General features: G+C 61.1%; 25 protein-coding genes and 1 pseudogene. 12 read left to right on the top strand and 14 right to left on the bottom strand.

Going from position 1 to position 26221, the window contains the following annotated elements; all coding sequences use genetic code 11:
* Positions 1–373: 373 nt before the first annotated feature.
* From NKI69_RS09495 to NKI69_RS09515, 5 genes are all read left to right on the top strand, one after another.
* The gene (locus tag NKI69_RS09495; protein WP_023809344.1) at positions 374–1417 is read left to right on the top strand and encodes a LacI family DNA-binding transcriptional regulator; all 1044 of its coding nucleotides are present in this window, start codon (positions 374–376) and stop codon (positions 1415–1417) included.
* A gap of 62 nt (positions 1418–1479) precedes the next feature.
* Entirely contained in the window at positions 1480–2727 is a 1248-nt protein-coding gene (locus tag NKI69_RS09500) for an ABC transporter substrate-binding protein (protein ID WP_023809345.1), read from the top strand.
* Between the two features lie 198 nt (positions 2728–2925).
* On the top strand, positions 2926–3852 hold the full coding sequence (locus tag NKI69_RS09505; protein ID WP_352721093.1) for a carbohydrate ABC transporter permease: 927 nt from the start codon (positions 2926–2928) through the stop codon (positions 3850–3852).
* The gene (locus NKI69_RS09510) at positions 3852–4709 is read left to right on the top strand and encodes a carbohydrate ABC transporter permease (protein WP_023809347.1); all 858 of its coding nucleotides are present in this window, start codon (positions 3852–3854) and stop codon (positions 4707–4709) included. Before NKI69_RS09505 ends, NKI69_RS09510 begins: the two co-directional genes overlap by 1 nt.
* 23 nt (positions 4710–4732) lie before the next feature.
* Entirely contained in the window at positions 4733–6712 is a 1980-nt protein-coding gene (locus NKI69_RS09515) for a glycoside hydrolase family 127 protein (RefSeq protein ID WP_023809348.1), read from the top strand.
* On the opposite strand, the gene NKI69_RS09520 is transcribed toward NKI69_RS09515, so the two are convergent.
* Both NKI69_RS09520 and NKI69_RS09525 read right to left on the bottom strand, forming a co-directional pair.
* Positions 6699–7850, bottom strand: a complete 1152-nt coding sequence (locus NKI69_RS09520; RefSeq protein WP_023809349.1) for an acyltransferase family protein — start codon at positions 7848–7850, stop codon at positions 6699–6701. The two genes, NKI69_RS09515 and NKI69_RS09520, sit on opposite strands and share 14 nt — an antisense overlap.
* A gap of 196 nt (positions 7851–8046) precedes the next feature.
* On the bottom strand, positions 8047–8775 hold the full coding sequence (locus NKI69_RS09525) for a gamma-glutamylcyclotransferase (RefSeq protein ID WP_023809350.1): 729 nt from the start codon (positions 8773–8775) through the stop codon (positions 8047–8049).
* Between the two features lie 157 nt (positions 8776–8932).
* Between NKI69_RS09525 and NKI69_RS09530 the strand changes: the two genes are divergently transcribed.
* Entirely contained in the window at positions 8933–9625 is a 693-nt protein-coding gene (locus tag NKI69_RS09530) for a DUF2270 domain-containing protein (RefSeq protein ID WP_023809351.1), read from the top strand.
* Positions 9626–9730: 105 nt separating this feature from the next.
* Here the strand turns inward: NKI69_RS09530 and NKI69_RS09535 are convergent, their stop codons facing one another.
* Positions 9731–9874, bottom strand: coding sequence for a hypothetical protein (locus NKI69_RS09535; protein ID WP_023809352.1), 144 nt, complete (start codon positions 9872–9874; stop codon positions 9731–9733).
* A gap of 439 nt (positions 9875–10313) precedes the next feature.
* On the opposite strand from NKI69_RS09535, the gene NKI69_RS09540 reads away from it, so the two are divergent.
* The 3 genes and pseudogenes from NKI69_RS09540 to NKI69_RS09550 all read left to right on the top strand — a co-directional run bounded on the left by NKI69_RS09540 (position 10314) and on the right by NKI69_RS09550 (position 12585).
* On the top strand, positions 10314–10757 hold the full coding sequence (locus NKI69_RS09540; protein ID WP_023809353.1) for an SRPBCC family protein: 444 nt from the start codon (positions 10314–10316) through the stop codon (positions 10755–10757).
* A 163-nt stretch (positions 10758–10920) separates the two neighbouring features.
* Positions 10921–12069, top strand: coding sequence for an amidohydrolase (locus NKI69_RS09545; protein ID WP_023809354.1), 1149 nt, complete (start codon positions 10921–10923; stop codon positions 12067–12069).
* Between the two features lie 43 nt (positions 12070–12112).
* Positions 12113–12585 (top strand): annotated as a pseudogene (locus tag NKI69_RS09550) (VOC family protein).
* 20 nt (positions 12586–12605) lie between these two features.
* Here NKI69_RS09550 and NKI69_RS09555 read toward each other — a convergent pair.
* The 3 genes from NKI69_RS09555 to NKI69_RS09565 form a co-directional block, all read right to left on the bottom strand.
* Positions 12606–13607: an NADP-dependent oxidoreductase gene (locus NKI69_RS09555; RefSeq protein ID WP_352721097.1), complete on the bottom strand. Its 1002-nt coding sequence runs from the start codon at positions 13605–13607 to the stop codon at positions 12606–12608.
* 59 nt (positions 13608–13666) lie between these two features.
* A complete protein-coding gene (locus NKI69_RS09560) occupies positions 13667–14533 on the bottom strand; it encodes an alpha/beta fold hydrolase (RefSeq protein ID WP_352721099.1) in 867 nt (288 codons plus the stop codon).
* 85 nt (positions 14534–14618) lie between these two features.
* Entirely contained in the window at positions 14619–15434 is an 816-nt protein-coding gene (locus NKI69_RS09565) for an oxidoreductase (RefSeq protein ID WP_352721101.1), read from the bottom strand.
* Between the two features lie 103 nt (positions 15435–15537).
* Here NKI69_RS09565 and NKI69_RS09570 point away from each other — a divergent pair, with 103 nt between their 5' ends.
* Complete coding sequence (locus tag NKI69_RS09570) at positions 15538–16101, top strand: TetR/AcrR family transcriptional regulator (protein ID WP_352721103.1); 564 nt, start codon at positions 15538–15540, stop codon at positions 16099–16101.
* Between the two features lie 110 nt (positions 16102–16211).
* On the opposite strand, the gene NKI69_RS09575 is transcribed toward NKI69_RS09570, so the two are convergent.
* From NKI69_RS09575 to NKI69_RS09600, 6 genes are all read right to left on the bottom strand, one after another.
* Positions 16212–17843, bottom strand: coding sequence for an ABC transporter ATP-binding protein (locus tag NKI69_RS09575; RefSeq protein ID WP_352441775.1), 1632 nt, complete (start codon positions 17841–17843; stop codon positions 16212–16214).
* Positions 17833–18612 (bottom strand): ABC transporter permease, encoded by a 780-nt coding sequence (locus NKI69_RS09580; protein ID WP_502900168.1) that lies wholly within the window; start codon positions 18610–18612, stop codon positions 17833–17835. Before NKI69_RS09580 ends, NKI69_RS09575 begins: the two co-directional genes overlap by 11 nt.
* 101 nt (positions 18613–18713) lie before the next feature.
* A complete protein-coding gene (locus NKI69_RS09585; RefSeq protein WP_128306095.1) occupies positions 18714–19760 on the bottom strand; it encodes an ABC transporter permease in 1047 nt (348 codons plus the stop codon).
* Positions 19761–19848: 88 nt separating this feature from the next.
* Positions 19849–21456 (bottom strand): ABC transporter substrate-binding protein, encoded by a 1608-nt coding sequence (locus tag NKI69_RS09590; RefSeq protein WP_352441777.1) that lies wholly within the window; start codon positions 21454–21456, stop codon positions 19849–19851.
* Between the two features lie 121 nt (positions 21457–21577).
* Positions 21578–21931: a Rieske (2Fe-2S) protein gene (locus NKI69_RS09595; protein ID WP_023809364.1), complete on the bottom strand. Its 354-nt coding sequence runs from the start codon at positions 21929–21931 to the stop codon at positions 21578–21580.
* An 11-nt stretch (positions 21932–21942) separates the two neighbouring features.
* Positions 21943–23025, bottom strand: a complete 1083-nt coding sequence (locus NKI69_RS09600) for an amidohydrolase family protein (RefSeq protein WP_023809365.1) — start codon at positions 23023–23025, stop codon at positions 21943–21945.
* A gap of 133 nt (positions 23026–23158) precedes the next feature.
* Here NKI69_RS09600 and NKI69_RS09605 point away from each other — a divergent pair, with 133 nt between their 5' ends.
* Together NKI69_RS09605 and NKI69_RS09610 are read left to right on the top strand one after the other, a co-directional pair.
* The gene (locus NKI69_RS09605) at positions 23159–24016 is read left to right on the top strand and encodes a LysR family transcriptional regulator (protein WP_023809366.1); all 858 of its coding nucleotides are present in this window, start codon (positions 23159–23161) and stop codon (positions 24014–24016) included.
* A 211-nt stretch (positions 24017–24227) separates the two neighbouring features.
* Positions 24228–25184 (top strand): FAD-binding oxidoreductase, encoded by a 957-nt coding sequence (locus NKI69_RS09610; RefSeq protein ID WP_196815301.1) that lies wholly within the window; start codon positions 24228–24230, stop codon positions 25182–25184.
* Between the two features lie 107 nt (positions 25185–25291).
* Here the strand turns inward: NKI69_RS09610 and NKI69_RS09615 are convergent, their stop codons facing one another.
* Both NKI69_RS09615 and NKI69_RS09620 read right to left on the bottom strand, forming a co-directional pair.
* Positions 25292–25489, bottom strand: coding sequence for a hypothetical protein (locus NKI69_RS09615; RefSeq protein ID WP_023809368.1), 198 nt, complete (start codon positions 25487–25489; stop codon positions 25292–25294).
* A 120-nt stretch (positions 25490–25609) separates the two neighbouring features.
* A complete protein-coding gene (locus NKI69_RS09620) occupies positions 25610–25843 on the bottom strand; it encodes a hypothetical protein (RefSeq protein WP_023809369.1) in 234 nt (77 codons plus the stop codon).
* Positions 25844–26221 lie beyond the last annotated feature (378 nt).

Raw genomic sequence — 26221 nt, forward strand, 5'->3', positions numbered from 1 at the left:
ATTGTTCAGAATTTTCGGGGTCGAGTTTCAGAGCGTTCGCCAGCCAACCTTGCCGGGTCTCGCTTCCGGCGCAGAGTTGAAATCCTTCACGCCCCAAGCGGCAGCCCGCCCCGTCTCGACCGAGGGCCTCCAGCACTGCGACTGACGTTCTTCCCCTGAGCTACGCGCTTCCGAGGCTGCTTTTACCCCGCGTTGCATTTCGGAGGAGAGGAGCGGAGGCCAACCAACTTTTCCCCTTGAACAGCGATTCGATCTGGCTTAGCTTCATCTGAGAAAAGGTTTTCTCAAACAATCGTCGTCGGGCTCGGCCACCTGCCGGGCCTTATCCGGCTCGGCAAGAGAAAACCTTTTCCCAACCAAGGATCTCGGCGCGATGCCATCGGACGATCTGCCTGTTCCGGTCTTTTCCAAGCCAGTCACCTTGCGTGACGTGGCCGCCCAGGCCGGAGTCAGCGTCGCCACCGCATCCAAGGCGCTCAACGGCCAGGGCCGGATGACAGCCGAGACGCGCGAACGCATTCGCGAGACCGCCCGGCGGCTTGGCTTCCGACCCAACAGCCTGGCGCAAAGCCTGCTCCGGCGCCGTAGCTTCACCGTCGGCCTGCTCACCAACGATACCTATGGCCGCTTCTCGCTGCCGTTGATGTCGGGCATTTCGGACGCGCTGGTCGACAATGGCGTCTCGGTGTTCCTGTGCAATGTCGAGGAGGATCCGCGGCTGGGCCAGATGCATGTCGACGCCATGCTCGACAAGCGCGTGGACGGCATCATCGCCACCGGCAAGCGCATCGATCGCCATCTCCCCGTCGACCTCTCCAATCTGCGCGTCCCGGTGATCTATGCCTTCACGCAGCCAGATCCCGACGCCGTCGCTTTCGTCTCGGACGATGTTGGCGGCGCCCGGCTGGCCGTCGAGCATTTCTGCCGGCTGGGCCGCAAGCGCATCGCCCACGTCACCGGGCCGGCGAGCTTTGCCGTGGTGCACGCGCGCGTCCAGGCTTACCGCGACGTGCTCGTCGAAAACGGCCTGACGGTCAGCGAGCCGCTGCTCGGCTCCTGGTCGGAAGCCTGGGGTCACCAGGCGGTTGCGCAACTGTTCGACGGCAAAAGCGAAAGGCCGGACGCGGTCTTCTGCGGCAACGACCAGATCGCGCGCGGCGTCATTGATGCTCTGCGCGAACGCGGCCTCGACGTACCCGGCGATATCGGCGTCATCGGTTTCGACAATTGGGAGATCGTGGCCGAGGCGACGCGTCCGCCGCTGACCTCCATCGACATGAACCTGGTTGCTCTCGGGCGCGAGGCCGGGCTGACCCTGCTTTCGCTGGTCGGCGGCAAGCCCGCCGCGCCGGGCATTCGAAAACTGCCGTGCCGGCTGGTGGTGCGGCAGTCATGCGGCCATCCGCTGGATGGCTGAAACCAAGCGCCGCGCAATCGGCGCCAAGCCGCGGAGCGCGGCCAACCCTGGAGGAGGAGAACATGAGGAACCTTATTGCCAAACTGGCCCTGGCCGCTGCCGTTCTGGGTGGCGGCATCGGTGCCGCGGCCGCCGAGACGGCCAACATCTGGGTGCGCGCCGACGGCTCGAATTTCATGCCGAGGATCGTCGACGCCTACAACAAGGCGCACACCAACCAGGTCAAGCTCGACATCATCCCCAATGCCGAGATCATCCCGAAATATGGTGCCTCCGCGGCCGGCGGCACGGCGCCCGACGCGCTGTCGCTCGACCTGATCTACACGCCCTCCTTCGCCGCCGCCGGCCAGCTGGAGGACATCACCGACTGGGCCAAGTCCCTGCCCTATTTCTCGAGCCTGTCGCCTGCGCATGTGAAGACCGGCACCTACAAGGACCACATTTACGGGCTGCCGTTCTCCGCCGACGCCTCGGTGCTGATCTGGAACAAGAAACTGTTCAAGCAGGCTGGCCTCGACCCTGAAAAAGGCCCTGCCAACTGGGCCGAGATCGCGACCGACGCCGAGAAAGTCAACGCGCTCGGCGGCAACATCAAGGGCTTCTACTTCTCCGGCAATTGCGGCGGCTGCAACATCTTCACCTTCACGCCGCTGATCTGGGCGTCGGGTGGCGACATCCTCTCGGAGGACGGCTCGAAAGCGACGCTGGACAGCCCGCAGCTGCGCGGCGCCATCGATCTCTACCGCTCGATGGTCAAGAAAGACCTGGTCCCGGCAGGTGCGCAGACCGACACCGGCGCCAACTTCTTTGCCGCCTTCGCCGCCGGCAATATCGGCATCTCGCCGTCCGGCGCCTTCGCCATCGGCGCGCTCAACACCCAGTATCCCGATGTCGACTACGGCGTCACCTTCCTGCCGGGCAAGGACAGCGGCTGGTCGTCCTTTGCCGGCGGCGACAATTTCGTCGTCACCAAGGGCACCACGAAACTGCCCGTGGTGAAGGAGTTCCTCGATTTCGCCTATTCGCTCGAGGGCCAGACCATCCTCGCCAAATACGGCAGCCTGCCGGTGCGCGGCGACATCGCCAAGGAGGCACTGAAGGACCTCGATCCACGCTATCAGATCGCCGCCGAGGCTATGGCCAAGGGCAAGACACCCTATTCGGTGGTGTTCAACGACCTGATCAACTCCGCCAACGGGCCGTGGACGCAGATGATCAACGAGGTCTTCTTCGGCGACGATGTCGATGGCGCCATAGCCAACGCACAAGAGACGATGCAGTCGATCATCGACCAGGCGCCGCAAAAATAGCGGCGGCCTACCCGGCCACCCGCCCGGCTCCGTGGGCGGGTGGCCGGCGCGTTCTTTACCCTCCCTCTTGTGGCGAGGGTCGCTGCAAAGCAGCGGGGTGGGGGCAGCGCCAGTACCCCCACCCGGACCTTCGGTCCGACCTCCCCACAAGGGGGAGGTGGGGCGGCCAACTGTATCCGACGGAAGAACAGGCACGGCATGAGCTCTATCACAACCGCAGCAACCCCTGCCCCGCCCCGCGCCCGCAGGGTCGCCAGCCGCCAACAATGGATCGGCCTGCTCTATGTCGCGCCGGCTGTCGCGCTGGTCGTCGTCTTCTTCCTGATCCCGCTCGGCATGACGGCGTGGATGTCGCTGCACAATTGGCCGCTGATGGGCGAGCACAGTTATATCGGCCTCGGCAACTACGTCGCCATCCTACGCGACACCAGGTTCTGGAAAGCGCTGCGCTTCACCGCCTACTACACCGTGATCGTCACCATCGCGATCTTCGTGGTGGCCTTTCCGCTGGCGCTGTTCGTCGAAAGGCCGCGGCCGCTGACCAATCTCTACCGCACCATGTTCTTCATGCCGGCGGTTGTCGGTTTCGCCTCGGCCAGCCTGCTCTGGTCGTGGCTGTTGAACGTCGATTCCGGCCTGTTCAGCCCGGCCGCCTATGACCTCGGCCTGATCGACAGGAAGTTCAACCTTCTGGCCACCTTCCAGCCGGCCTTCTGGTCGATCATCGCCATGGTCGTCTGGAAGGTCGCCGGCTTCACCATGATCATCCTGATGGCCGGCCTGCAATCGATCCCGCAGGATCTGCAGGAGGCCGCAGTCATTGACGGTGCCGGTCCGTTCGCCAGGTTCCGGGCGATCACCTTGCCGCTGATGCGTCGTACGCTGGCGCTGGCGCTGATCCTGTCGGTCGCCGGCTCGATCCTCGCCTTCGACCAGTTCTACATCATCCTGCGCGGCGGCCCGCGCAACCAGACGCTGACGGCGGTCTATTGGATCTTCAACCAGTCCTTCGTGTCGTTCAAGCTCGGCTATGGCGCGGCACTTTCCATGGTGCTGCTGGTCATCCTGGTGGCGCTCAGCCTCGTCCAGCTATGGTTGTTGCGCAAACCCGAGGGTCTCGACTGATGGCGCAGGCCGCCTCCCGTAGCCGCCGGCTCCTGAGCCGCGTCGCAGAGCATTCGACCGGCATCATCGCCTCGGTGCTGTTTGCCGCGCCGATCGTCTGGGCGGTGCTGTCGGCGTTCAAGCCGGCGGCCGAAGCGCGCCTGCCGCCGCTGCCGCCCTGGCCGACGACAGGCTTCTCGCTGGAGAACTACGCCACGCTCAACAGCTTCGGCGAAGGGCTGTGGGTCTCGGCGCAAAACAGCATCTATGTCTCGGTGATGACGGTGGTGCTGTCGGTCGCCGTCAGCGTGCTGGCCGGCTACGGCTTTTCGCGGTTCCGGTTTCCGTTCAAGGACCTGTTCTTCATCCTCATCCTGTCGACGATCATGATCCCGTTCCAGTCGATCCTGACGCCGATCTTCCTGGTGCTGACCAAGCTTGGCCTGCACAACACCCTGACCGGCCTGGTCGGCGTCTATGTGACGCTGCAACTGCCGTTCTCGATCTTCATGATGCGCAACGCCTTCGACGCCGTGCCGCGCGAAATCGAGGAGGCCGCCCGCATGGACGGTGCCAGCAATCTCACAATGCTTTTGAAGGTGATGCTGCCGCTGGTCTGGCCGGGCGTCGTCACCATCGCCCTGTTTGCCTTCCTCGGCGCCTGGAACGAATTCCTCGCCGCCCTCGTGCTGATGACCGACCAATCCAAGTTCACGCTGCCGGTGATGATGACCGCACTGCAGTCGGGCCGCTTCGGCGCCATCGACTGGGGCGCGGTGCAGGCTGGCGTCACCGTGATGATGGTGCCGTGCCTGATCCTGTTCCTGGCGCTGCAGCGCTTCTACATCCGCGGCCTGATGGCCGGGGCCGTCAAATAGACAGACCGAATGGAGTAAGTTTCATGACCGCATCGCCATCCGCAAAAACCGGAAAACCGAAGCTCGCCTTCCGCCCGCTGCCGGTGCCGCAGGTCGACGTGCACGGCTTCTGGGGCGACCGCGCCGACGCTGTCGCCACACGCACCGCCGACATCCTCTACGAGCGCTGCGTCGAGGCCCGCATGCTGGAGCAGATCGATCCGGACCGCCCCTCGCCCGGCATAGTCATCCCCTTTCACTCGCCCTCTCCCGACGAAGCCGATCGCCAGGGCGCGGAATTCACCGGATCGACGGTGACCACGCAGATGTTCTGGGATTCCGATCTCGGCAAGACGATCGAGACCGCGGCCTATTCGCTTTACCGGCGCAAGAACCCCGAACTGGAGAAGAAGATCGATGCCGTCATCGACATGTATGGCAAGCTGCAGCAGGAGGACGGCTATCTCTCGAGCTGGTATCAGCGCATCCAGCCCGGCAAGCGCTGGACCAATCTGCGCGACTGCCACGAGCTCTATTGCGCCGGCCACCTGATCGAGGGCGCGGTCGCCTATTACCAGGCGACGGGAAAACGCAAGCTGCTCGACATCATGTGCCGCTATGCCGACCATATCGCGTCGGTGCTCGGCCCCGAGCCCGGCAAGAAGAAGGGCTATTGCGGTCATGAGGAGATCGAGCTGGCACTGGTCAAGCTGGCGCGGGTGACCGGCGAGCGGAAATACATGGAGCTGGCCAAATACTTCATCGACCAGCGCGGGCAGCAGCCACATTATTTCGACGAGGAGGCCCGCGCCCGCGGCGCCGACCCGAAGGCCTATCATTTCAAGACCTATGAATACAGCCAGTCACACATCCCGGTGCGCGAACAGGACAAGGTCGTCGGCCATGCGGTCAGAGCGATGTACCTCTATTCGGGCATGGCCGACATCGCCACCGAATATGGCGACGACACGCTGCGGTCGACACTCGACCTTCTGTGGGACGATCTCACCACCAAGAGCCTCTATATCACTGGCGGACTGGGACCATCGGCGCACAATGAGGGGTTCACCAGCGACTACGACCTGCCCAACGAGAGCGCCTATGCCGAGACCTGTGCAGCGGTGGGCCTGGTGTTCTGGGCCAGCCGCATGCTTGGCATGGGGCCGAACGCGCGCTACGCCGACATGATGGAACGCGCCCTCTACAACGGTTCGATCTCGGGCCTGTCGCTCGACGGCTCGCTGTTTTTCTACGAGAATCCATTGGAAAGCCGGGGCAAGCACAACAGGTGGAAATGGCACCGCTGCCCGTGCTGCCCACCCAATATCGGGCGCATGGTCGCCTCGATCGGCAGCTATTTCTACAGCCTGGCCGACGATGCGTTGGCCATCCACCTCTATGGCGACTCGACCGCCCGTTTCGACATATCGGGCGTCCCGGTCAGCCTGACGCAGACGAGCAGGTATCCCTGGGACGGCGCCGTCGAGATCGCGCTCGAACCGCAGGCGCCGGTCGAATTCACCTTGCACCTGCGCATTCCCGCCTGGAGCGCCAGTGCCCAGTTGAAGGTGAACCGCGAAGCCATCAAGCTGGCTGAAATCACCAGCGACGGCTACGCCGCGATCAAGCGGACATGGAAAAAGGGCGACAATGTCCGGCTCGATCTCGAAATGCCGATCGAGCGGCTCTATGCCAACCCGCAGGTGCGCCAGGATGCGGGCCGCGTCGCGCTGTCGCGCGGTCCGCTGATTTATTGCGTCGAGGCATCAGACAATGACAGCCAGCCGCATCGCCTGACGCTGCCGCGGACGGCCACCATCGAAGCGCAGCACCGGCCGGAACTTCTCGGCGGTGTGGTGACGCTGTCGACCGCGGCACTTGCCGATGTCCCCGACGGCTGGCAGGACGGGCTCTACAGGCCCGAGCCGCCGACCACCGCCGAGACGCGCCTGACCGCCATTCCCTATTTCGCCTGGGACAACCGCGAGCCCGGCGAAATGCTGGTGTGGCTCAGGGACGGCTGAACGAGGTCGGTCTATGGGCGATGACCGATCCAAGCTCAGCCGCGGTCGATGCCGCAGTTTCGGGCTTTCGGTCCATATAGCGCAGACGCAGGCGCAGGAATGGCGCCTCGACGCAGGTGTAGCTGAGATAGCCGATCGGGATCGTCGCCACGAAGCACAATGCGGACCAGAGGCATGCGACGTAGAAATTGCTGATGCTCATGACATTCGTGTCTATGAACGCCGCCAATTGCATGACGAAGAACAGGTGCAGAAGATAGATCGAATAGCTGTAGGCCCCCGCCTTCTCCAGTATCCTGAACGGCGGGCTTGTTCGCTTTTTCGAAAAGCTCGTGTCGTAGTAGGCGATGCCGAATGAATAGGCTGCCGCCTCCAGGGTCGGCAGGATGATCCATATCCAATGAGGCGACGGATAGCGGCCCAGTTGGTAAAATCCGCCGGCTGCATCGAACCACCAGAAGAACCCCGAAAAAGCCATGAGAACGGCCAGCGCCAGCCAGTGTTGGTTCTTCGCGTGGGCACGCAGGTGGAAGGCAAGAATGCCGGCCAGGAACTGATCCGCATGGCCTATGATGGTTACGGACGCCGCCGACTGCACTTCGCCGATCTGCACATACAGGACGGACCTCAGCACAATGGCTGCCGCGATGAACAGCAAGGGCGCGAACACAAACCGCCTGGATGCCATCAGCAAGAACGGCAGCAACAGGTAGAAGTGCGCTTCGATCGTTACCGACCAGCCGCCATTCGGGAGGGTGGGAAAAAGAAACCCCAATCCGACGCCCGTGAAATACCCGTCGAGGGACTGTCCGGCCAGGTACCTGCGGCAAGCCTCGATACATATCACGACCAGCAGAAGCGGAAGCAGCCTGAGGGCCCTGTTGGCAAAGAAGGGCAGATAGTTGATCTGCTTTCCATCGAGCAGCTTGGCGAACAGGTACCCGGAAAGCGCCATGAACAGGGAAACGCCAGTATGCCCTTCATCCAGAACGCTGAAGAGGGGAAGAGCCGGCACGAAGTCATAAGGCACCGGGCCTTCAGGAGACGCATGAAGGAAATGCCAGGAAAAGACAAGAAAGGCCGCCAGGCCACGAACATGATCCAGCGCTGGGTAATGCTCTCCGGTCGAGGATTTCATGATTTGCCCACGCGCACCGTTTCCTGCGCCGGTGTTCAGGTCATCGTTGGGCCAGAACTGTTTTCAATTCATTAAACCCTCACTGCGGAGACTTCCAAAATCAGAGATTTGCTTCGAAAAGTGCTGTGGCCTGCAAACATCCGGGGCCAAACACGACTGAAGCGTGCCGCGTCTGAGCGGATCACTTCTGGGCGGATCACTTCTGGGCGATGGTCAGCCCGATCTCCACGGCCACCAATTCCTGCAACCGCCACAGATTGCGGTCGCGGATGCCGCAGGCTTCGAGGTGGCGGATCGTCTCGAAAAGATATTGCGCGCCCGAGCCCCAATGACCGGCGGCTGTCACCAGCGTCGCCGCGATCGCCTGCTTGTCGAGCTTGCCGGCATAACGCGGATTGGCGGGATCGACGACGAAGCCAAGCGCGCGACATGGGCCGCCTTCGGTCCTGACCTGCAGCCAGCGCGGCACGTTGACGGCGGGCAGGATGGTCATTTCGCGGCGCAGCAGCGCTTCGAGGTTAGCCGCCAGCGGCTCCGCGATCTCGAACACCATGCCCTGGCACTGGCCGCCGCGATCGAGCGCCATCATCAGGCCGGGCTGCTCGACCGTGCCGCGAAAACGCTGCACCGTGAAGCAGAACGAACGATGCCAGCCGCTGGCCACCGCGCGTTCTCCGCCCCTCACCTCGCCGGCGGGCTTCCACAACAGCGAGCCATAGGCAAATAGTTTCAGCGGCCCGGCCGGAGCGCCGGCCAGCACCTCGTCGCGGATGCGCGCATAGTCGGCATCGATCATGTGAACCATGCCCGGCGTCGGCCCGGCATCCTCGACAGCACGCATGGTGCGCGCGATGAGATCCTCGGTCAGAGCCATCGGCGCCTTGCGCGGGACCCTCGATGATGCGGTGGAAATAGCCTTGCTCATCTTCGCGCTCCCAGCCCTACCGCCATGTTGCCGAAGGCTGAAGGATTCTCAAGGGCCGTGCAGCCGAGATAGATCACGAGTGGCCGATGCCGCTCTTGCGTGACGCGTCTTGGACGATGTTGCCGGCAAACTGTTCTGTTCCTTGCCGGAGGATGCCATGAACGACGCGTCGGCAAAGCCCGCTGGCCCCGTCCTTTCATCGGCGGAGCGCGTCAACACGCTGTCCCATTTCCACCGCGCCGAGATCGCTCGCATGGCAGGATGGCGCGACCGGCTGGACAGGACAACCAACTGGGCAATCACGGTGGTGGCGGCGCTGCTTTCGGTATCGCTGTCGACGGCCAGTGCGCATCACGGCGTGCTGCTGTTCGCCATGCTGCTGATCCTGCTGCTGCTGTGGATCGAGGCGCGCCGCTATCGGTTCTTCGATTTCTATCGGGCGCGCGTACGCCAGTTCGAACGCCACTATTTCGCCCAGATCTTTTCCCCACAGCCCGACTTCGCCTCGGACTGGCTGCTCATCGTCGGCGAAGGCCTGCGCGCGCCGAAATTCCTGCTGTCGCAACGTGTCGCGCTGGCGCGCCGCCTGCGGCGAAATTATCTCTATCTCTTCCTGATCCTGCTGCTGGCCTGGGTGCTGAAGATATCGACCCCCAGCCTTCAGTCCGCAGGTGTCAGGACCGGCTTTGTCGGCTCGCTTCGCGAGGCCGTAGACAGCGCCGCCCTTGGCCCGATTCCCGGTGTGGCGATCGTGGTCTTTGTGGCGGCTTTCTATGTCGGGCTGCTCGCCTTCGCCTTCTTCGCGGCCGGCGACGACGGCGAACTTTCCTTCGGCGACGTCCATGTTTGACGTTGATGTCCGGCGACACGCCGCTGCAATGTCAACGGCGCCCCGCGGCGTTGACATGGTTGGTCCGCCGGGACGTTTGGGGAACGGAAGACCCTGTCTTCGCGGCTAGATGCCGAAGAACTGCTTGCCAATCATGTAGCCCAGTGCCGCCACGACCAGCGGAAAAAGTGCCGGCGCGGCTTTGCCTAGAAGGGAGACCTGCTGGTCCTTCGCTGGCGTATGACGTGCATTGCCGAGATTCTTGGTCATTGCTTGCCTCAGGTTCGGAGGATTTATTAGCAAATGCTTATTAAAAGCATGGCCGCATTAACGGCCTGATAGGAAATCAACTCTGATCAGATGCAAATTCTAATGATCGGCACATGGACGGCAAAGACGCGCTGCCCTATTTAGCGCGTTCGAAGCATTGGCCGGGACGCGCGGCCGTTCGCGCCAATCGGCAAAACCGCGCCTGAACAACAAGATGGCTCAGGAACCCGATTTAGCAGGTGAACGCCAGCTCCAGAGCCGGTGCAGTTCGTCCGCCGCCTCGCCCGACAGGCGCGGGGTCGAACGGCATGCCTGTGGGTACGCAGGCCGTGCGCCTCAAAAAATTCGCAAACCCAAAAAATTCGCAAACCAATGTCGGACTGGCTAGCCTTCGTCCGTCCTTGGGGTATCGAACAGGCATTCATGAAAGGATCCAGCAATGCCCGGCACCGTACGTTTGCACCGCGTTCTGACGACCAGCCCGGAAAAGGTCTATCGCGCCTTCGTTGAAGCGGACGCGCTGGCCAAGTGGCTTCCGCCAAACGGCTTCACCTGCACGGTCCATAATTTCGAGGCAAAGGTCGGAGGCACGTTCAAGATGTCGTTCCGCAATTTCACCACCGGCGACAGCCACTCCTTCGGCGGCGAATATCTCGAACTCGTTCCGGGCGAGCGCCTGCTTTACACCGACAGGTTCGACGATCCCAACCTGCCCGGCGAGATACGAGTGACCGTGGTCTTGAAAAAAGTGTCGGTCGGCACTGAAATCGACATCACCCAGGCGGGCATTCCGGACGTCATTCCGGTCGAGGCCTGCTATCTCGGCTGGCAGGAGTCGCTCAGAAATCTGGCAAAGCTCGTCGAGCCCGAGATCAATCAATAGGCTGAGAGTGGCTGGGAGAACGGTCGTTTCTGGCCTGCCGAAGCCCGAAACTTGGACTGTGGCGGGAACTGCCCTTTATCGCTAGCAATTCAACATTGCGTTTGACACCCCCTGTGACTGGACGTGTCAATGAAATGAAGAGTGCAGCGGAGGCTGAAAAAGCATGACTTTGACCAATCGAGACATTGTCGAACTAACCGAATGGCGGCGCAAGCTGCATCAGCAACCGGAAATCTCGAATGAAGAGGAGAAGACCGCAAAAGAGGTCGTCGCCTTCCTCGCCGATACGGGGCCGGACAAGGTGCTGACACAGCTCGGCGGGCACGGCGTCGCGGCCATATATGACAGCGGCAAAGCGGGGCCGACGGTGCTGTTCCGTTCGGAACTCGATGCCTTGCCTATCGAAGAACTTTCAGGCGTGCCGCATTCGTCGCGCGTGCCGGGCAAGTCGCATATGTGCGGCCATGACGGACACACCGCGATCCTGGCATCCCTCGGCCGTCAGTTGGGGCGCGAGAGGCCTGCAAGCGGCCGCGTCGTGCTGATGTTCCAGCCGGCGGAGGAAACCGGCAATGGCGCGGCCGGCGTCGTCGCCGATCCGCGCTTCGGCGAGATCGTGCCGGATTTCGCTTTCTCATTGCACAACCTGCCCGGCGTGCCGTTCGGCGAGGTGCGGCTCAAAGCCGGCGTGGTCAACTGTGCATCACGCGGCATGCGCATCGTGCTGGAAGGCAAGACCGCCCATTCGTCCATGCCGGAGACCGGCATCTCGCCGATGCTGGCGATCAGTGAGTTGATGCCGGCGCTGCCGGCGCTCGGGCGCGGAACCTTCGCCGATGACGATTTCTCCATGCTGACGGTCACCCATGCCGCGATGGGCGAAGCCGTGTTCGGCATCGCGCCGGCTCACGCCGAGGTGTGGGCAACGCTGCGCACCCGGCGTGACGAGCGCATGGCAAACCTGTGCGCTGCTGCCGAAGCACTGGTCGCCAGGATCGCGGGCGAGCATCGCCTTTCCGTCCGCTGGGACTATCACGAGATCTTCGTCGCCAGCGTCAACGCGCCGGACGCGGTGGAGCATCTGCGGCGCGCGCTCGATGAAGAGGGCGTCGCGCACGGCGAAGAAGCCCTGCCGATGCGCGCCTCTGAAGATTTCGGCCTGTTCGGCCATAGTGCCAAGTCGGCGATGTTCTTCCTCGGTGCAGGCGAGCGGCACCCTGCCTTGCACAATCCCGACTATGACTTTCCCGACGACCTGATCCCGATCGGGTCAAGGATCTTCATGCGCACGGCACGTAATTTGCTGGGCTGACCTCCGCCAACTCTAACACCGAAAGGAACACGCAATGCCAACGATGCCAAAGAACACGATTTGCCTCTGGTTCGACAAGGACGCCGAGGCTGCGGCTCGCTTCTACGCGGAGACCTTTCCCGACACCAGGGTGGCGCCGTTCACCGTGCGCCGAGCGACTTTCCGTCCGGCAAGAAAGGCGACGTGTTGACGGTCGATTTTACCGTTGCCGGCATTCCCTGCATCGGATTGAACGGCGGCTCCACATTCAAGCAGAGCGAGGCCTTCTCGTTCCAGATCGCCACCGACGATCAGCAGGAAACCGACCGCTACTGGAATGCCATCGTCGGCAATGGCGGCCAGGAGAGCGCGTGCGGCTGGTGCAAGGACAAATGGGGCGTGTCCTGGCAAATCACGCCGCGCACGTTGACCGAGGCCATGGCGGCCGGCGGCGAGGAAGCCAAACGCGCCTTTGATGCGATGATGGAGATGACGAAGATCGACGTCGCGGCGATCGATGCAGCCCGGCGCGGCTGACCTCGATCGCAGCTGAGTTGCTATCTGACCTTGATGACGACCTTGCCCTTGGCGCGTCCTGTTTCGACATAAGCCAGCGCCTCGTTGGCGGCTTCGAAGGGAAAGACCCGGTCGACAACCGGGCGGATCGCACCGGCTTCGATGAGCGATGCGATCTTGCTCAATTGCTCGCCCTGCGCCCACATGAAGAGAAACGAGAACGTCACGCCACGGCGCTTGGCTCTCGCTCGAATACCGCGGCTCAGCAGGCGAAGCACCAGCTTCAGCACCATGTTCAGTCCCTTTTCCCTGGCGAAGTCGGGATCCGGTGGGCCGGAGATGGAGATGAGCTTGCCTCCCGGTTTCAGCACATTCAGTGACTTTTCAAGTGTCTTTGTGTCCTGGCTGTTCAAGACGACGTCGTAGCCCGACAGCACTTTTTCGAAATCGTCTTTCTTGTAGTCGACGACGACATCGGCGCCGAGCCCCTTGACCAGACCGGCACTCGCCGCGCTGGCGGTGGTCGCAACGGTCGCGCCGAGATGCTTTGCCAGTTGGATGGCGAATGTCCCCACGCCGCCGGATCCGGCTTGAATGAAGACCTTCTGTCCCCTCTTCAGGTTGGCCCTTTCGATGAGCGCCTGCCAGGCGGTCAGGCCGACCAGCGGGATCGAGGCCGCCTCTTCCATGCTGAGGTTCCCGGGCTTCAGCGCCACATCCGCCCCATCCATGGCTATGAACTCGGCAAATGTCCCGATCCGGCCATCGCGCGGCCGCGCATAGACGTCGTCGCCGAGTTTGAACTTGCGGACTTTCGATCCCACGCGGACAACCCTCCCGGCCACGTCGTGACCCAGGATGAATGGTCGGCGATAGGGCAGGATCAGCTTGAACTCTCCGGTTTTGACCTTGGAATCCAGCAGGTTCACCGCCGCGGCGTGGACCTCGACAAGGACATCGCTGTCCCCGAGTTTCGGCTCCGGCATTTCGGCCAGCCGCAGCGTGCCGTTCTTACTATACTTGTCGACGACGAATGCCTTCATGGCAGTGACTTTCTGAGAGATTGTTGATGTTCGGGACGAAAGCCGCCCGGTGAGAGGTGTCAGGCCTCGAGAAAGGCCAATGCTTTCGGAACGAAATCCGCGTGGTTCTGGAACACCCCGCCATGGCCGGCATCCGCATAGATCACCAATTGCGCCCCCGGAATGCGGCGGGCGAGATCGTGGGTATTGACGCTCGGCACCATCCTGTCGTGATCGCCATTTGCGATCAGCGCGGGGATGCGGATGGCGCTCAAATCTTGCGGCGCCTGTAGTCCATAAGCCTTCACCGCCCGGAGTTGCGCGCCGAATGCGCTAAGCGATATCGGCCTGTCGCGGTCGGCCTTGCGCTCTGTCAGCCGCTGCAGGAACGCCTTCGCGGCGCGACGCCCATTCACCGTTCTGGTGAAGAACAGATAGTATTTCGGATCCCGAAAAGTCAGCGCACCCTTGATCATGTCCACGATCGTCAGTGGTGTCATCTTGTCGATGCCTTGGCCGCCGGCCGGCCCGGTGCCGGCCAGGATGAGCTTGCGCACAAGCCTGGGTTCGGTCAGCACAATCTCCTGCGCCACGAAGCCGCCGAGTGAGAAACCGAAGAGATCGACTTGATCGAACCCCAGCGCCCGGACAAAGGCGACCGCATCCCGTGCCATCTCGGCGATGCTTGACGGCGTTTTGCCGCCTGAAGCACCAACGCCCCTGTTGTCGAAGGCGATCACCCACCGGGTCGCGGCGAGGCCATCGACGATGCGTGGATCGAAATTGTCCAGTTGAGCGCCGAGATGGTTCAGCAGGATTACCGGCACGCCCGTCCTTGGTCCGAGCTGCCGATAGACGAATGCCGTGCCGCCGACATCGACGGAATGCGTTGGCGTGTCCTGGAACGATGCCCGTAAGTGGGGCGACCGCTTGAACCCATGTGTCATGCTTGGCACCTCCGCCTTGTGGGGGCTGGCCAATCGTGTTGTCGTTCCTAGACGCATGTGCGTGAAATCCTCTGCTCGCTGTTGTTCAAACCGGCAGGCGGAACTGTTTGCGCAGGCTCTTGTCGAATATCCCCGCAGGGGCAAAGCGGCGCAGCAGGCTGACCTGGCGCGCTGCCTTGCCGGCGGTGTAGCGCCGTTGCGGACGGGCATCGGTCGCTGCTTTGACGACCACCTGCGCCACCACTTCGGGCCGATCGGCGACAGGCATCACATCGCGAAGCAGCGCTTCCAGCGTAGCTCGAGCCTGATCGTATTCCTGCAAAGGCGAATCCGGCTGGATCCCGTTCTGGTCGAAGACAGTGCGAACGAATGCCGGCTCGATGACCGAGACGCGGATATCGAAGGCACGAACCTCATGGTCGAGCGATTCCGAATAGCCCTCGAGCGCGTGCTTGACCGCCGAATAGTGCGCTGAATACGGCGCCGGCACCAGTCCCAGCACAGAGCCGATATTGACAATGCGCCCCTCGCCGCGCCGCCGCATCGACGGCAGCACAGCATTGGTCATGCGGATGACGCCGAACAGATTGACGTCGAACAAGGCCTGCACCTGTGCAATCGAGAATTCCTCGGCGCCTCCAAGCTGGCCAACGCCGGCATTGTTGACCAGGAGGTCGATCCGGCCGGTCTGCGACAGCACCGTCGAAACGAGTGCGGCAACGGCTTCACCGTCGGTCACGTCGCAAACCAGCATGGTCACCCCATCCGGGCCGTCGTCGGCCTTGCGCCGGCTGGTTCCGAAGACCGTGAACCCCGCCCTTGCCAGAGCCTCGGCACTGGCGAGGCCAATGCCCGAAGAGGCTCCGGTCACAACAGCGGTTTTTCCGGAATTCGCATTCATTTCGTGCTCCAAAATCATGAGGGCTAGCTTTTTTGCACCCTTTGAATTACAGTCGTAATATCAGATTACGTTCATAATGCAATAGCAGAAAGGAATGGCAGCTATGCGCTACGAAAAGGGCCGGAAGGACGCCTCGCGCGGACGGATCATGGAGGTCGCAGCGGAACGCTTTCGCGGCGACGGCATAGCTGCGTCCGGACTGGCGACCATCATGAGCGACGCCGGGCTGACGAACGGCGCCTTCTATCCACACTTTCAATCCAAGGCGCAGCTTGTCCGCGAAAGCGTGGCGGCGGCGATGGAGCTTCAGGCGCAGCAACTGGCGGAAGCATTGGCTTCGGGCGTGGAGATGGCCATCGACACGTATCTGTCGGCCGAGCACCGGGACAACCCCGGAAAGGGCTGCGCGTCAGCTGCGCTGCTGCCGGAACTCGCCCGTCAGCCGCCTGAAACGCGTGAAGCCTATACAGACCACCTGCTGGCTTTGGTGCGCCAGTTGGCGGAAGCGCTACCGCAGGCCAAGAATCCGGAGGGCGTGGCGCTGGCTGTCTTCGCAACGCTCCTCGGCACGCTGCAAATGGCCCGCGCCGTGGGCGGAACGGAATTGTCCGATCGCATCCTCTCGGCGGGGAAAGACGCGGCGAAGACGCTGATCGAGCAGCGTTAGCGCTCCAGGAAAGATCGTAACGGCGTTGCCGGCCATATGGCTGACATCGGGTAATCGCGAAGGAAGCTGATCGTGAGGAATATGCCGGGCGTTGACGGATAGCCGATCCGTCAGATCTTCCGGCTGGCCAGCAGCCTTGTCAGCCAGTCCGGATTCATTTCCGGAACAGAGGACAATAGCCGTTCGGTATAGGCCGCGTGCGGTGGCGTGAGAACTTCGCTCTTCAATCCTTGCTCGACGACTTTGCCGCGGTGCATGACGACGATTTCGTCGGCTATCGCGCGCACGGTAGCAATGTCATGGGTAATGAAGATGTAGCTCATTCCGAGTTCACGTTGGAGACGTATGAGGAGCTTGAGAATTTCCTCTTGGACGATCTGGTCGAGCGCGGACGTGATCTCGTCGCAGATGATAAGCTCCGGATCGGCAGCCAACGCCCGAGCAATGCAGACGCGCTGTTTTTGGCCACCCGACAGCTCACCAGGCAGGCGTTCCAGAAAATCTTCGCTCATCTCGACCATGTGCATAAGTTCGCCGATCCGGCGATCCCTCCGCGCGCCCTTAAGGCCTAGGTAGAATTCGAGCGGCCGAGCTATGACCTCTTCGACCGTTTGGCGCGGATTCAGGGCGTTGTCGGGCATTTGATAAATCATCTGTATGCGGCGCAGGACCTCCTTCGGCCGCGTCTTCAGGCTCGAGGAAAGAAGCTGGCCGGCAAAAGAAATCGAACCTGAAATTGGCGGCAAAAGGCCGGTGACGACTCGAGCGAGCGTCGATTTCCCCGAACCGGATTCGCCAACCACAGCCACGGTTCTTCCGCGCGGAACCTTGATGGAGACATCCTGGAGCACCTTGACCTTTCCTGCATAGGCCGCGGTAACGTTGTCTATAGTCAGCAGATAGTCATCGGCTGGAACTTCGGGCTTGGCGAGCTTGCGTACGGCCCAGAGCGTTTTTGTATATTCCTGGCTGGGCGAGGCCAGCATCTGGCGCGTGTCAGCCTCCTCCACGGTTCGTCCGTGGCGCAGAACTATGATGCGATCCGCCATTTGCGCCACCACCGCCAGGTCATGCGTCACGTAGATTGCAGCGGTGCTGAATTCCTCCACGATGTTGCGAATGGAAGCTAGAACTTCAACCTGCGTGGTTACGTCGAGCGCCGTTGTTGGCTCGTCGAATATTATAAGGTCCGGACGACAAGCCATTGCCATCGCTGTCATTGCCCGTTGCAACTGCCCGCCGGAGACCTGATGAGGATAGCGAAAGCCTATGGTCTCCGGTTCTGGGAGTTGAAGGCGTCGATAAAGATCGACGGCGCTCCGGTTCGCCTCTTCCCGGCCGGCAATTCCATGTGCCACTGCGGTTTCGACGGTTTGTTCCAAGAGCCGATGTGCCGGATTGAAAGAGGCAGCCGCGCTTTGCGCGACATAGGCAATGCGGGAGCCCCTGAGGCGACGGCGCCCTTTTTCATTGACTGCCAGAAGATCAATCCCGTCGAACAGGACCGAGCCTTGCGTGATCCGGCAGCCCGGCTTGGCATAACCCATTGCGGCAAGGCCAATGGTGGACTTGCCGGCGCCTGACTCTCCGATCAGCCCAAGAACCTGGCCCCGCTTCAGCGTCAGATCGACCCCGTGGACAATGGGATGCCACCGCTCATCCGAGAACCCCTCCACATGCAGATTGCGGATTTGAAGCAGATCCTTTCCTTTTTCGCGTGGGCCTGGACCGCTACTTTTCATCCCGCAACCCGCTTGTTGCTTGCAGGAACCAATCCACCACGAAATTCACGGACACGGTAAGGAGAGCAATCGCGCCGGCCGGAAGTAGCGGGGTGACATCGCCGTAGGTGATCAGGGTCGCGTTCTCGCGCACCATTGATCCCCAATCGGCCGTCGGCGGCTGAATACCGACGCCGAGAAACGACAGCGCCGCAACTGTCAGGAACACGAAGCAGAATCGCAAGCCGAACTCGGCGACCAGTGGCGGCATGACATTGGGAAGGATTTCCTTGGCGATGATCCATTTCGGTCCCTCGCCGCGTAATCGTGCCACCTCGACATATTCCATCACCGCCACGTTAAGCCCGACGGCGCGAGAAAGCCGAAAGACCCGGGTGGAATCCAGAAGCGCAATGATGACAATCAGGCTGGTGATCGACGAGCCGAAGATCGTCAGCAGCACCAGCGCGAAGATCAGACTCGGGATCGACATCAGCACGTCCACCGCACGCGACAAGATCTGGTCGAGCCACCCCCTGTACAATGCGGCAAGAAGGCCGAGCGAGACGCCGACCGCGAAGGACAGCAACGTGGTCGCGGCCGCGATAGCGATGGTGTTGCGCGCACCGTAGATCAAGCGGGTAAGCATGTCGCGGCCGAGCTGATCGGTTCCCAGTTTGAACTCCTGGCTCCACGGCGCGAAGGCTTCGCTGAAAACCTGCGTCTCGCCATATGGGGCTATCCAGTGTGCGAAGACCGCAACAAAGACGTAGCCGAGGATCACGACGATGCCGAACCACGCGCTGAACGGTGCCTTCTTCAGCGCAGTTTTCGCCCGGGTAGAACGCGAGCGCCTCAGCCTTTGAACCGCCGCGACAGATTCGGATCTGGTCATCGTGGGTGCAAGAGCCTGGGATTGGTGGCGATGGAAATAACGTCGGCAAGCAGGTTGAGAAGGATGTAAGTCGCGGCGAAAATCAGGGCGCAGGCCTGGACAACCGGAACATCCCTGGATTTTACTGCGTCAACCATCAGCTGGCCGATGCCGGGGTAGACGAACACGACCTCGACCACGACCACTCCGACGATGAGATACGCCAGATTGAACGCCACCACAGTGACGATCGGAGCCCAGGCATTGGGCAGGGCATGCCTCAGCACGATCACCATTGGGGACATTCCCTTGAGGCGCGCCATATCGATGTAGGGGCTTGCCAGCATGTTGATGATGGCCGCTCGGGTCATGCGCATCATGTGGGCCACGATTACGAGCGTAAGGGTGATTGCCGGCAGGGCCACTTTCCAGAGATGCTCCCAAAATGGCGTCTGATCGTTCACATTCGACAATGTCGGAAATTTGGGAACCGCATTGAGCGCCCAGTTCAGCGAGACAGTGAGCCAATGAGGCAGCGTTTGAGCGAAATCGGATCCGATGAACGTGTCGCGCGAGATCACCAGGTAGGCGAGCATATAGGCGACGAAAAATTCCGGGAATGAAATGGTTGTCAGTGTCGCGACATTCACCAGCCGGTCGAACCAGCCGTTGCGGTACAGCGCAGCCAGAATGCCAAGCCCCAAGGCCAGAGGAACAGCTATCAGCGCAGTCACCGCTGCAAGGAACATCGTGTTGTAGAGGCGTGGTGCGATGATCTCGGCCACGGTACGCCGATATCCGGTGCGGCTCGCAAACGAAGAGCCGAAATCGCCATGGAGCATCTGGGCGACCCAAACGAAGTAGCGCTCGACAGGCGGACGATCGATGCCGATTTCCCGCTGGAACGCGGCGACCGTTTCGGGCGTCGCCGATTGCCCTAGCGTGGCCTTGGCGAAGTCGCCTGGAAGCATCGCGATCGCAGAGAAGATGATGATGGACACGATGAACAAAGTGACCAGGCCGAGGCCAAGGCGCTGCAGGACCGTTCTTGCGACGGGGTTCATGTGCGTGGCGTTTCCCTTTGGGCGGCAGCCCTGCACTCGGAGTAAGCCGGCCGGACCCTCAAAACCATCGCGGCTCCGGCCCGCCATCTCATGCCGTGGCGATCCACCAGCGTTCGGCCATTTTCAGTCCATCGTTCTCCCAGTTGGGCGCCACATCACCGTGTGCGAGCTTTTTGGATTGCGCGCTTACGAAATTGTTGAAGACCAGCACGATGCTGCCGCCGTCATCGTGGGTTAACTGCTGCATCTCGGCATACATCGCCGCTCGCTTGGCCTCGTCCGTCTCGGCGCGCGCCTGGACAAGCAATTCGTTGAAGTGGGGATTTTTCCAGAAAGACTCATTCCAACTGGAGTCGGCGGCGAAGGCTTGCGTGAACATCCAGTCGGCCGTGGCCCGACCGCTCCAATAGGAAGCGCACCAGGGTTTCTTCAGCCAGACATTGTCCCAATAAGCGTCCTCGGCCTCACGCACGACATTGACGTCGATGCCGCATTGGGCTGCCGTTTCGCGAATGAGCGAAGCCGCGTCCACGGCGCCGGCAAAAGCCGCATCGGCGACCGAGAGATCCACTTTCAGGTTCTCCATTCCGGCCTTTTTCAGGTAGTGCTTTGCTTTTTCCGGATCGAAGCTGTGTTGCGGTTGCGGATCTTTGGCGAATTTGATGGCCGGCGCGATGGGGTTGTCGTTGGCCACAGTAGCGTGGCCAAGAAAAATCTTGTCGACGATTTCTTGGCGATTGATCGCCCATTTCAATGCCATGCGCACGTCCGGATTATCAAACGGCGCCATCGTGACATTCATCGGCAAGGTATAGTGCCCGTAGCCAGTGACTTCGACGATTTCCACCTTGGGATTGCGTTTCAACATGCCGAGGGTCTTCAGGTCGGCGCGGCCGATATAGTCCACCTCCCCCGTGGACAGCGCCGCCATGCGGGCGGCAAGATCCGTGATTGCGATGAACTCCACCTCGTCGAGATAGGGCTTGCCGTTCTTGAAGTAGTTTGGATTGCGCTTGAGCTTGGCCGAAACGCCGGGCTGGAAATTCTCGAGGGCGAAAGCACCGGTGCGAACGCCTGAAGCCCAATCCGCCTTGCCGTCCTTGGCCGGCATGATGACCAGATGGTAGTCACTCATGATGTAAGGGAAATCGGCGTTGCCGTTTTTGAGCGTGAAGACCACCGTTTCCGGGCCGTCCGCCTTGACGTCGGCGACGGAGTCCAACAGCGATTTCGCCGCCGATTTGGTGTCCTTGCCCATGTGATATTGCAAGGAGGTCACGACGTCATCCGCCGTCACGGTTTTGCCGTTATGAAAGGTTGCGCCTTTGCGCAGCTTGAAGGCCCAGGTTTTGGCCCCATCCGAAGTTTCAAAGCTCTCGGCGAGGTCCGGTTGGACATTGCCTTTGGCGTCGACCTCAGTGAGGCTGTTGGACAGCGAGCCCGAAAATGCGGTTTGTGTGAACGTGTCGGGGTAGCCGGCCGGATCGATCGAATCCGTCGTCGCGCCATGAGCCATGCCGAGCTTGGCGAAGCCGCCCTGCATCGGTTCGGCCCGCGCCGTGCTCACGAACAGCCGGTCGGCGGCGGCAACGGTCAGGCCCGCGGCCAGCCCAAGATGAATGAAGTCGCGGCGGGAAACCTTGCCGCCTCCGATCAGGCTTTGCGCGATACCAAGCTTGTATTCAGATTCTGACATTTGACTCTCCCATTGCGGAGTTCTCCGCGTTATTTCTCGTCAAGCACCGGCGAACAAATCTGCTTATTGGCTCCCGCCACCTTTCCTTCGAATTTTTCCAATCCCAATCGGCTTGCGCCAATCAGGCCGTCACGTAGATGCCGCCGGCTTCGACGGTGACTGGAAATGTGCGCGCGCGAACGGAGGGATCGACCAAGGCCGCGCCTGACTTGATGTCGAACTCCCAGCCGTGCCAGGCGCATCGAACGATCTCGTTTTCGCGATGATAGATGAATTGCGCCTGTTCAACGGGCGCGGTTGTGCCGCATTGCGGCCCCTCGCAAAGCGGAGCGCCGCGGTGCGGACAGACATTGAGCAGCGCGTGGAATGAATCTCCGATGCGGAAAATCCCGACCGAAAGGCTGCGGATCTTGGCGATGAACGGAGACCCTGTTTCGATCTCGTCGACGCGGCAGATATAGGTCTTCTCGGGCATCGTATGCTTCCTCAGGCGGCATTCGCGGCTTGCGCGCGGGGGATGCGTTTGTAGACTTCCAGCGCGTTCAGTCCCATGATCTTGCTCTTCCAGGCAGGAGGGATTTGCAGCGTGTTGGCATCGTCGTAATCCCAGTGCGGATAGTCCGATGCAAACATCAGCGTGTTTTCGCCGTCCATCGCTTCGAGCGTGGACCAGAGATGTTGGATGTTTGCAGGCTGCTCCAGCGGCTGCGTGGAAAAGCGGATGTTGCGCCGGCAATATTCAGACGGCAGCATCTTCAGCCATGGCGTCTCCTTGCGCAGCGCTTTGTAGTCGGCGTCCAAGCGCCAAAGGACCGACGGAACCCAGGCGACGCCGCACTCGATGATCACGAAGTAGAGGTCCGGCCATTTCTCGAAGACGCCATGGGCGATCATGCTTGCCACGTGCGACATCGCCGACATGTGCAGAATGGCATGCGTTTCCCAGAAGAATGTCGTCGGGGCAGGAGCAATGGCAGTTGAATTCACGCCCCCATGCCCGCCCAGATGAATGGCGAATGGCAACCCCACTTCCGCGCAGGCTTCGTAGATCGGGTGGTAAAACGGGTCGCCATACGGCTTGACGGACCCCTGGGAGGCGAGAACCTGGACCATGCGCGGATGACTGCCAAGACGGCGTATCTCGGCGGCAGCGAGCTTCGGATCCTGTGGCGCGATGATGATCGAGCCCATGAAACGATCGTCTTTCGGCAACCACTGATCGATCTGATAATCGTTGTAGGCGCTGACCAGAGCGCTGGCATAATAAGGGTTAGCCAGGGTCGACGCCTCGATAGGCTCATCGCCGGTCAGGATCGCCACGTCGACTTTGTATTTGTCGAGGTGCTTCTCCTTCATGATGAGATAATTGTCGGCTTCTGTTTTCGGACGGATGTCCTTGCGGGAAAAATCCTGCGGGTGGAACCAGGGCCGATGACCATGCGGAAAGGCGCCAACGGGACCTGTTTTCTCGCCCTCGATGAACATGTCTTTCCACAAGCCGGAGAGATAGGGCTCCAACACGGTGGCGCTTGACCAGTAATTATGACAGTCGCAGTCGACTATGAACACTTCTTCCGCTCCGTATCCGTGTCTCGTCCCGCGGCGCTGCCGGCCGCTGATCTGCTGCAGCTTCCGCCTTGAGTATTGTTTGATCAAGCTTATGATACGTGGAATATGATCGAGTTTTTCGATTGGATATTTCATGCAACTTGATCACATCGAGACCTTTCTCGACATTATCGAATCGAGAAACTTCAATCGCACCGCGGATCGGCTAGGGTTGACCCAGTCGACGATCAGCACCCGCATCAAGAACCTCGAGAGCGCAATCGGGTCCGAACTGTTCCAGCGCGGACGCGCCGGGGCGGAGCCGACCGCCGCAGGGCGCCGGTTCGAAGCTTATGCAAGATCCTTGCTGTCCACATGGTCGCAGGCTCGCCACGATGTCCGGGCGTTCAATCGTTTCGAAGGCACCTTGCGCGTCGCCGCGCAGGTCGGGATGACCCGCTCGGTTTTGCCGGGTTGGGTCGAGACGCTGTGTCAGGCTCTTCCCAAATCGTCGATCCATGTCGAGTCGGATTATTCAAACCAGATGGTCAGCGACCTAAGCATGGGAAATCTCGACATCGCAGTGCTTTATGCTCCGCGATACCTACCCGAAATCTCCTATGAGCATTTGATGGTTGAGGAATATGTGATGGTTTCCACGGTGGCCAGAACCCTCTCGGAGGTCGATCCCGAAACCTACATTCGTCCGGGCTATACGGTCCTGCTGGAGAAGGCCCATGCCGAATTGCTCGGCGAGTTGGCGATCTGTCGCCTTTCCATGGGATCGGAAACCTTGGCGGAAATGATGCTACGGCGCACGGGCGGCACCTGCTATATGAGAAGTGACGATGCGCGCCGGTTCGCCCTCGAACGCCCATCGTTCATCGTCGAAGGCGCTCCGACGCTGCATCAGCCGGTACACACGGCCATCCTGGCGCGCCGCAAACACGAACCGATCATCCGCAAGGGAATCCGCGCCCTTCACGTTGCCGTGATGTCACTGGATATGTAATCGAAATAATCGATCATAACTTGGGAGGGATGCTTCTGTTGCGGGGGGCCTGGAACTGGCATCTTGGCTCGACTTCAAACCGAGATGAACGATGAACGCACACGTTTCCTTTGGGGCCCCCGACCTCCTCCCGATGAGGCGTCATCGGCAATGGGCACAAACCACATCGCAGCTTGTACTCTGCCGTCGTGTAATCGAGGAAACGCCCGATGTGAAAACCTTCGTTTTCACATCCCCGACGGATCGGATGTTCTGCTTCAGCGCGGGCCAGTATGTGCTCGTGCACCTTAAGATCGAGGGTGCCGCGGTGACGCGCTCCTACTCTGTTTCGTCACCACCGACGCGACCGCTCGACCTGCAGATCACGGTGAAGCGAACACCGGGCGGCCTGGTTTCGAATTGGCTCCACGACAATTTGGGGGCGGGCGACGAGATCGAGATCGAAGGGCCGCTCGGCTCATTCAATCTCGATGACCTGCCATATGAAAAGCCGCTCTTCCTTTCGGGCGGCAGCGGGATAACGCCGGTGATGTCCATGCTGCGTGCGCTTACCGACCGCGCGGCCGACCAGGATATCTCATTCGTTCATAGTGCCAGAACGCCTGGTGACATAATCTTTCGAGGGGAATTGGACGCACTTGCCTCTCGCTTTCCCAACGTAAAAGTAACGTGCGTTTGTAGCCAGGAAGATCCCACCTGGAGGGGGCCGACTGGCAGAATAGACAGCCAGATGCTGCTGACCCTCGTTCCCGATCTCCACAACCGCACTATCTTTGCCTGTGGCCCTGAAGCGTACATGAAAGCCGCACGTGCCTGCCTGGATGCGATTGGCGTGGCTCCGTCGCGGTACCACCAGGAGAGCTTCGGCGGCGTCAGCAGCCCTCAGTTGGAACCGGCCTCGACAATACCATCTTCGGTCCGTTTCGTCCGCTCCGGGATCGTGCATAACTGCTTGCCCGGAGAGACGCTGCTGGAGGCGGCACGCCAATGTGGCGTCTACGTCCCAACCGCCTGCCAGCAGGGAGTTTGCGGCACTTGCCGCATCGCCAAGTTGTCCGGCGAAGTCGCCATGGAGGATCTCGGCGGTCTGGCCCCTGAAGAGAAGTCGGCCGGCTATGTCCTGGCATGTTGCAGCCGCCCGCAAGGAACGGTTTTGCTCGATCTTTAACCCCGGGTGCTTGGTTCAGCATTGAAGCCGGCGCAGTAGTGTTGAACTGCCGGTGAAGGCGTTGCCGGCGTAGCGGACTGATGCCCATCGACCCCAGCCGATATTGCTCAGAAGTCGAGAGCGACCATCATGCCGCGGACTTCGGCCATTTCCAGCAGCAGGTCTTGCAGTCTTTCGTCCAGCGCGGCACCGGTCAGCGCCAGAAGCTCGGTGATGCTCTCTCTCATCGATATGACGGCAGCGCCTGTCTTCTCGGCGAGCAGCCGACCGATGGCAGCTCGGATCAGGTCGTCCTGATCAGACATCGCTTCACCTCCCGACGCACTGCAACCTCCCCTTGCTTTCCATGCCTCACCGCCGCTTTCGACAACAGGGCGTGATTTCCCATACGGTATGATTTTCGATGCGACATCAGGCACCTTTGCTCATGCCAGCAGACCGTCTCGATGGGCCCGCCAGTCGTTCAACACCGACAATGAGGGCAGCAGCGAAAAAGGGCCGGGCTGGACCGTTTCAACCGCTGCAAGCAGCGCCAGCGGCACTTCGTGCCGATAAAGCCCAATGCACACGCCCCCTTCGACCGTTGCCGGCAATTCCGTGATTGTGTCGAAAATCGAAAACGTACCCGTTGGCTCTTCCACGATTTCGAAACGCCCCACCCGAAACCTCCCTCTGCACAAAAGTAGCGACCAACGCGGACATCCCCAACCGGTTCCCTGAGGCCGGCACTTTTTTTCGCGCCTTGGTTGTAGCGCATGCCGGCAGCACAGTCATGCCCGCAGGGCGCACAGTCAAAAATCGCTACGCACATTTTAAATCTTGACGCGTGTCAATTTTTTATAAAACATGCGCAAACGCCGGCATGGCATCGACCGGCGCTCTGGGAGGAGCAATGCCTGACGTCGAAAGTGCCCGAACCTGGGCTGCAGTCCGCACATCCCAAGCGGGCAGCATTCTGTTGGCGAGACCATCGCGCCGGGCGCCGGGCTCGCGCCCCGTCGGACATTGCAGTCGCCGGCCAGCGACATTGATGCAGC

Source organism: Mesorhizobium sp. M0491, assembly GCF_040321265.1.
Classification (GTDB): Bacteria; Pseudomonadota; Alphaproteobacteria; order Rhizobiales; family Rhizobiaceae; genus Mesorhizobium.

Excerpts from the sequence above, each read along its gene's own strand:
- NKI69_RS09495 (WP_023809344.1), top strand. The coding sequence starts at position 374 with ATGCCATCGGACGATCTGCCTGTTCCGGTCTTTTCCAAGCCAGTCACC.
- NKI69_RS09500 (WP_023809345.1), top strand. The coding sequence starts at position 1,480 with ATGAGGAACCTTATTGCCAAACTGGCCCTGGCCGCTGCCGTTCTGGGT.
- NKI69_RS09505 (WP_352721093.1), top strand. The coding sequence starts at position 2,926 with ATGAGCTCTATCACAACCGCAGCAACCCCTGCCCCGCCCCGCGCCCGC.
- NKI69_RS09510 (WP_023809347.1), top strand. The coding sequence starts at position 3,852 with ATGGCGCAGGCCGCCTCCCGTAGCCGCCGGCTCCTGAGCCGCGTCGCA.
- NKI69_RS09515 (WP_023809348.1), top strand. The coding sequence starts at position 4,733 with ATGACCGCATCGCCATCCGCAAAAACCGGAAAACCGAAGCTCGCCTTC.
- NKI69_RS09520 (WP_023809349.1), bottom strand. The coding sequence starts at position 7,850 with ATGAAATCCTCGACCGGAGAGCATTACCCAGCGCTGGATCATGTTCGT.
- NKI69_RS09525 (WP_023809350.1), bottom strand. The coding sequence starts at position 8,775 with ATGAGCAAGGCTATTTCCACCGCATCATCGAGGGTCCCGCGCAAGGCG.
- NKI69_RS09530 (WP_023809351.1), top strand. The coding sequence starts at position 8,933 with ATGAACGACGCGTCGGCAAAGCCCGCTGGCCCCGTCCTTTCATCGGCG.
- NKI69_RS09535 (WP_023809352.1), bottom strand. The coding sequence starts at position 9,874 with ATGACCAAGAATCTCGGCAATGCACGTCATACGCCAGCGAAGGACCAG.
- NKI69_RS09540 (WP_023809353.1), top strand. The coding sequence starts at position 10,314 with ATGCCCGGCACCGTACGTTTGCACCGCGTTCTGACGACCAGCCCGGAA.
- NKI69_RS09545 (WP_023809354.1), top strand. The coding sequence starts at position 10,921 with ATGACTTTGACCAATCGAGACATTGTCGAACTAACCGAATGGCGGCGC.
- NKI69_RS09555 (WP_352721097.1), bottom strand. The coding sequence starts at position 13,607 with ATGAAGGCATTCGTCGTCGACAAGTATAGTAAGAACGGCACGCTGCGG.
- NKI69_RS09560 (WP_352721099.1), bottom strand. The coding sequence starts at position 14,533 with ATGACACATGGGTTCAAGCGGTCGCCCCACTTACGGGCATCGTTCCAG.
- NKI69_RS09565 (WP_352721101.1), bottom strand. The coding sequence starts at position 15,434 with ATGAATGCGAATTCCGGAAAAACCGCTGTTGTGACCGGAGCCTCTTCG.
- NKI69_RS09570 (WP_352721103.1), top strand. The coding sequence starts at position 15,538 with ATGCGCTACGAAAAGGGCCGGAAGGACGCCTCGCGCGGACGGATCATG.
- NKI69_RS09575 (WP_352441775.1), bottom strand. The coding sequence starts at position 17,843 with ATGAAAAGTAGCGGTCCAGGCCCACGCGAAAAAGGAAAGGATCTGCTT.
- NKI69_RS09585 (WP_128306095.1), bottom strand. The coding sequence starts at position 19,760 with ATGAACCCCGTCGCAAGAACGGTCCTGCAGCGCCTTGGCCTCGGCCTG.
- NKI69_RS09590 (WP_352441777.1), bottom strand. The coding sequence starts at position 21,456 with ATGTCAGAATCTGAATACAAGCTTGGTATCGCGCAAAGCCTGATCGGA.
- NKI69_RS09595 (WP_023809364.1), bottom strand. The coding sequence starts at position 21,931 with ATGCCCGAGAAGACCTATATCTGCCGCGTCGACGAGATCGAAACAGGG.
- NKI69_RS09605 (WP_023809366.1), top strand. The coding sequence starts at position 23,159 with ATGCAACTTGATCACATCGAGACCTTTCTCGACATTATCGAATCGAGA.
- NKI69_RS09615 (WP_023809368.1), bottom strand. The coding sequence starts at position 25,489 with ATGTCTGATCAGGACGACCTGATCCGAGCTGCCATCGGTCGGCTGCTC.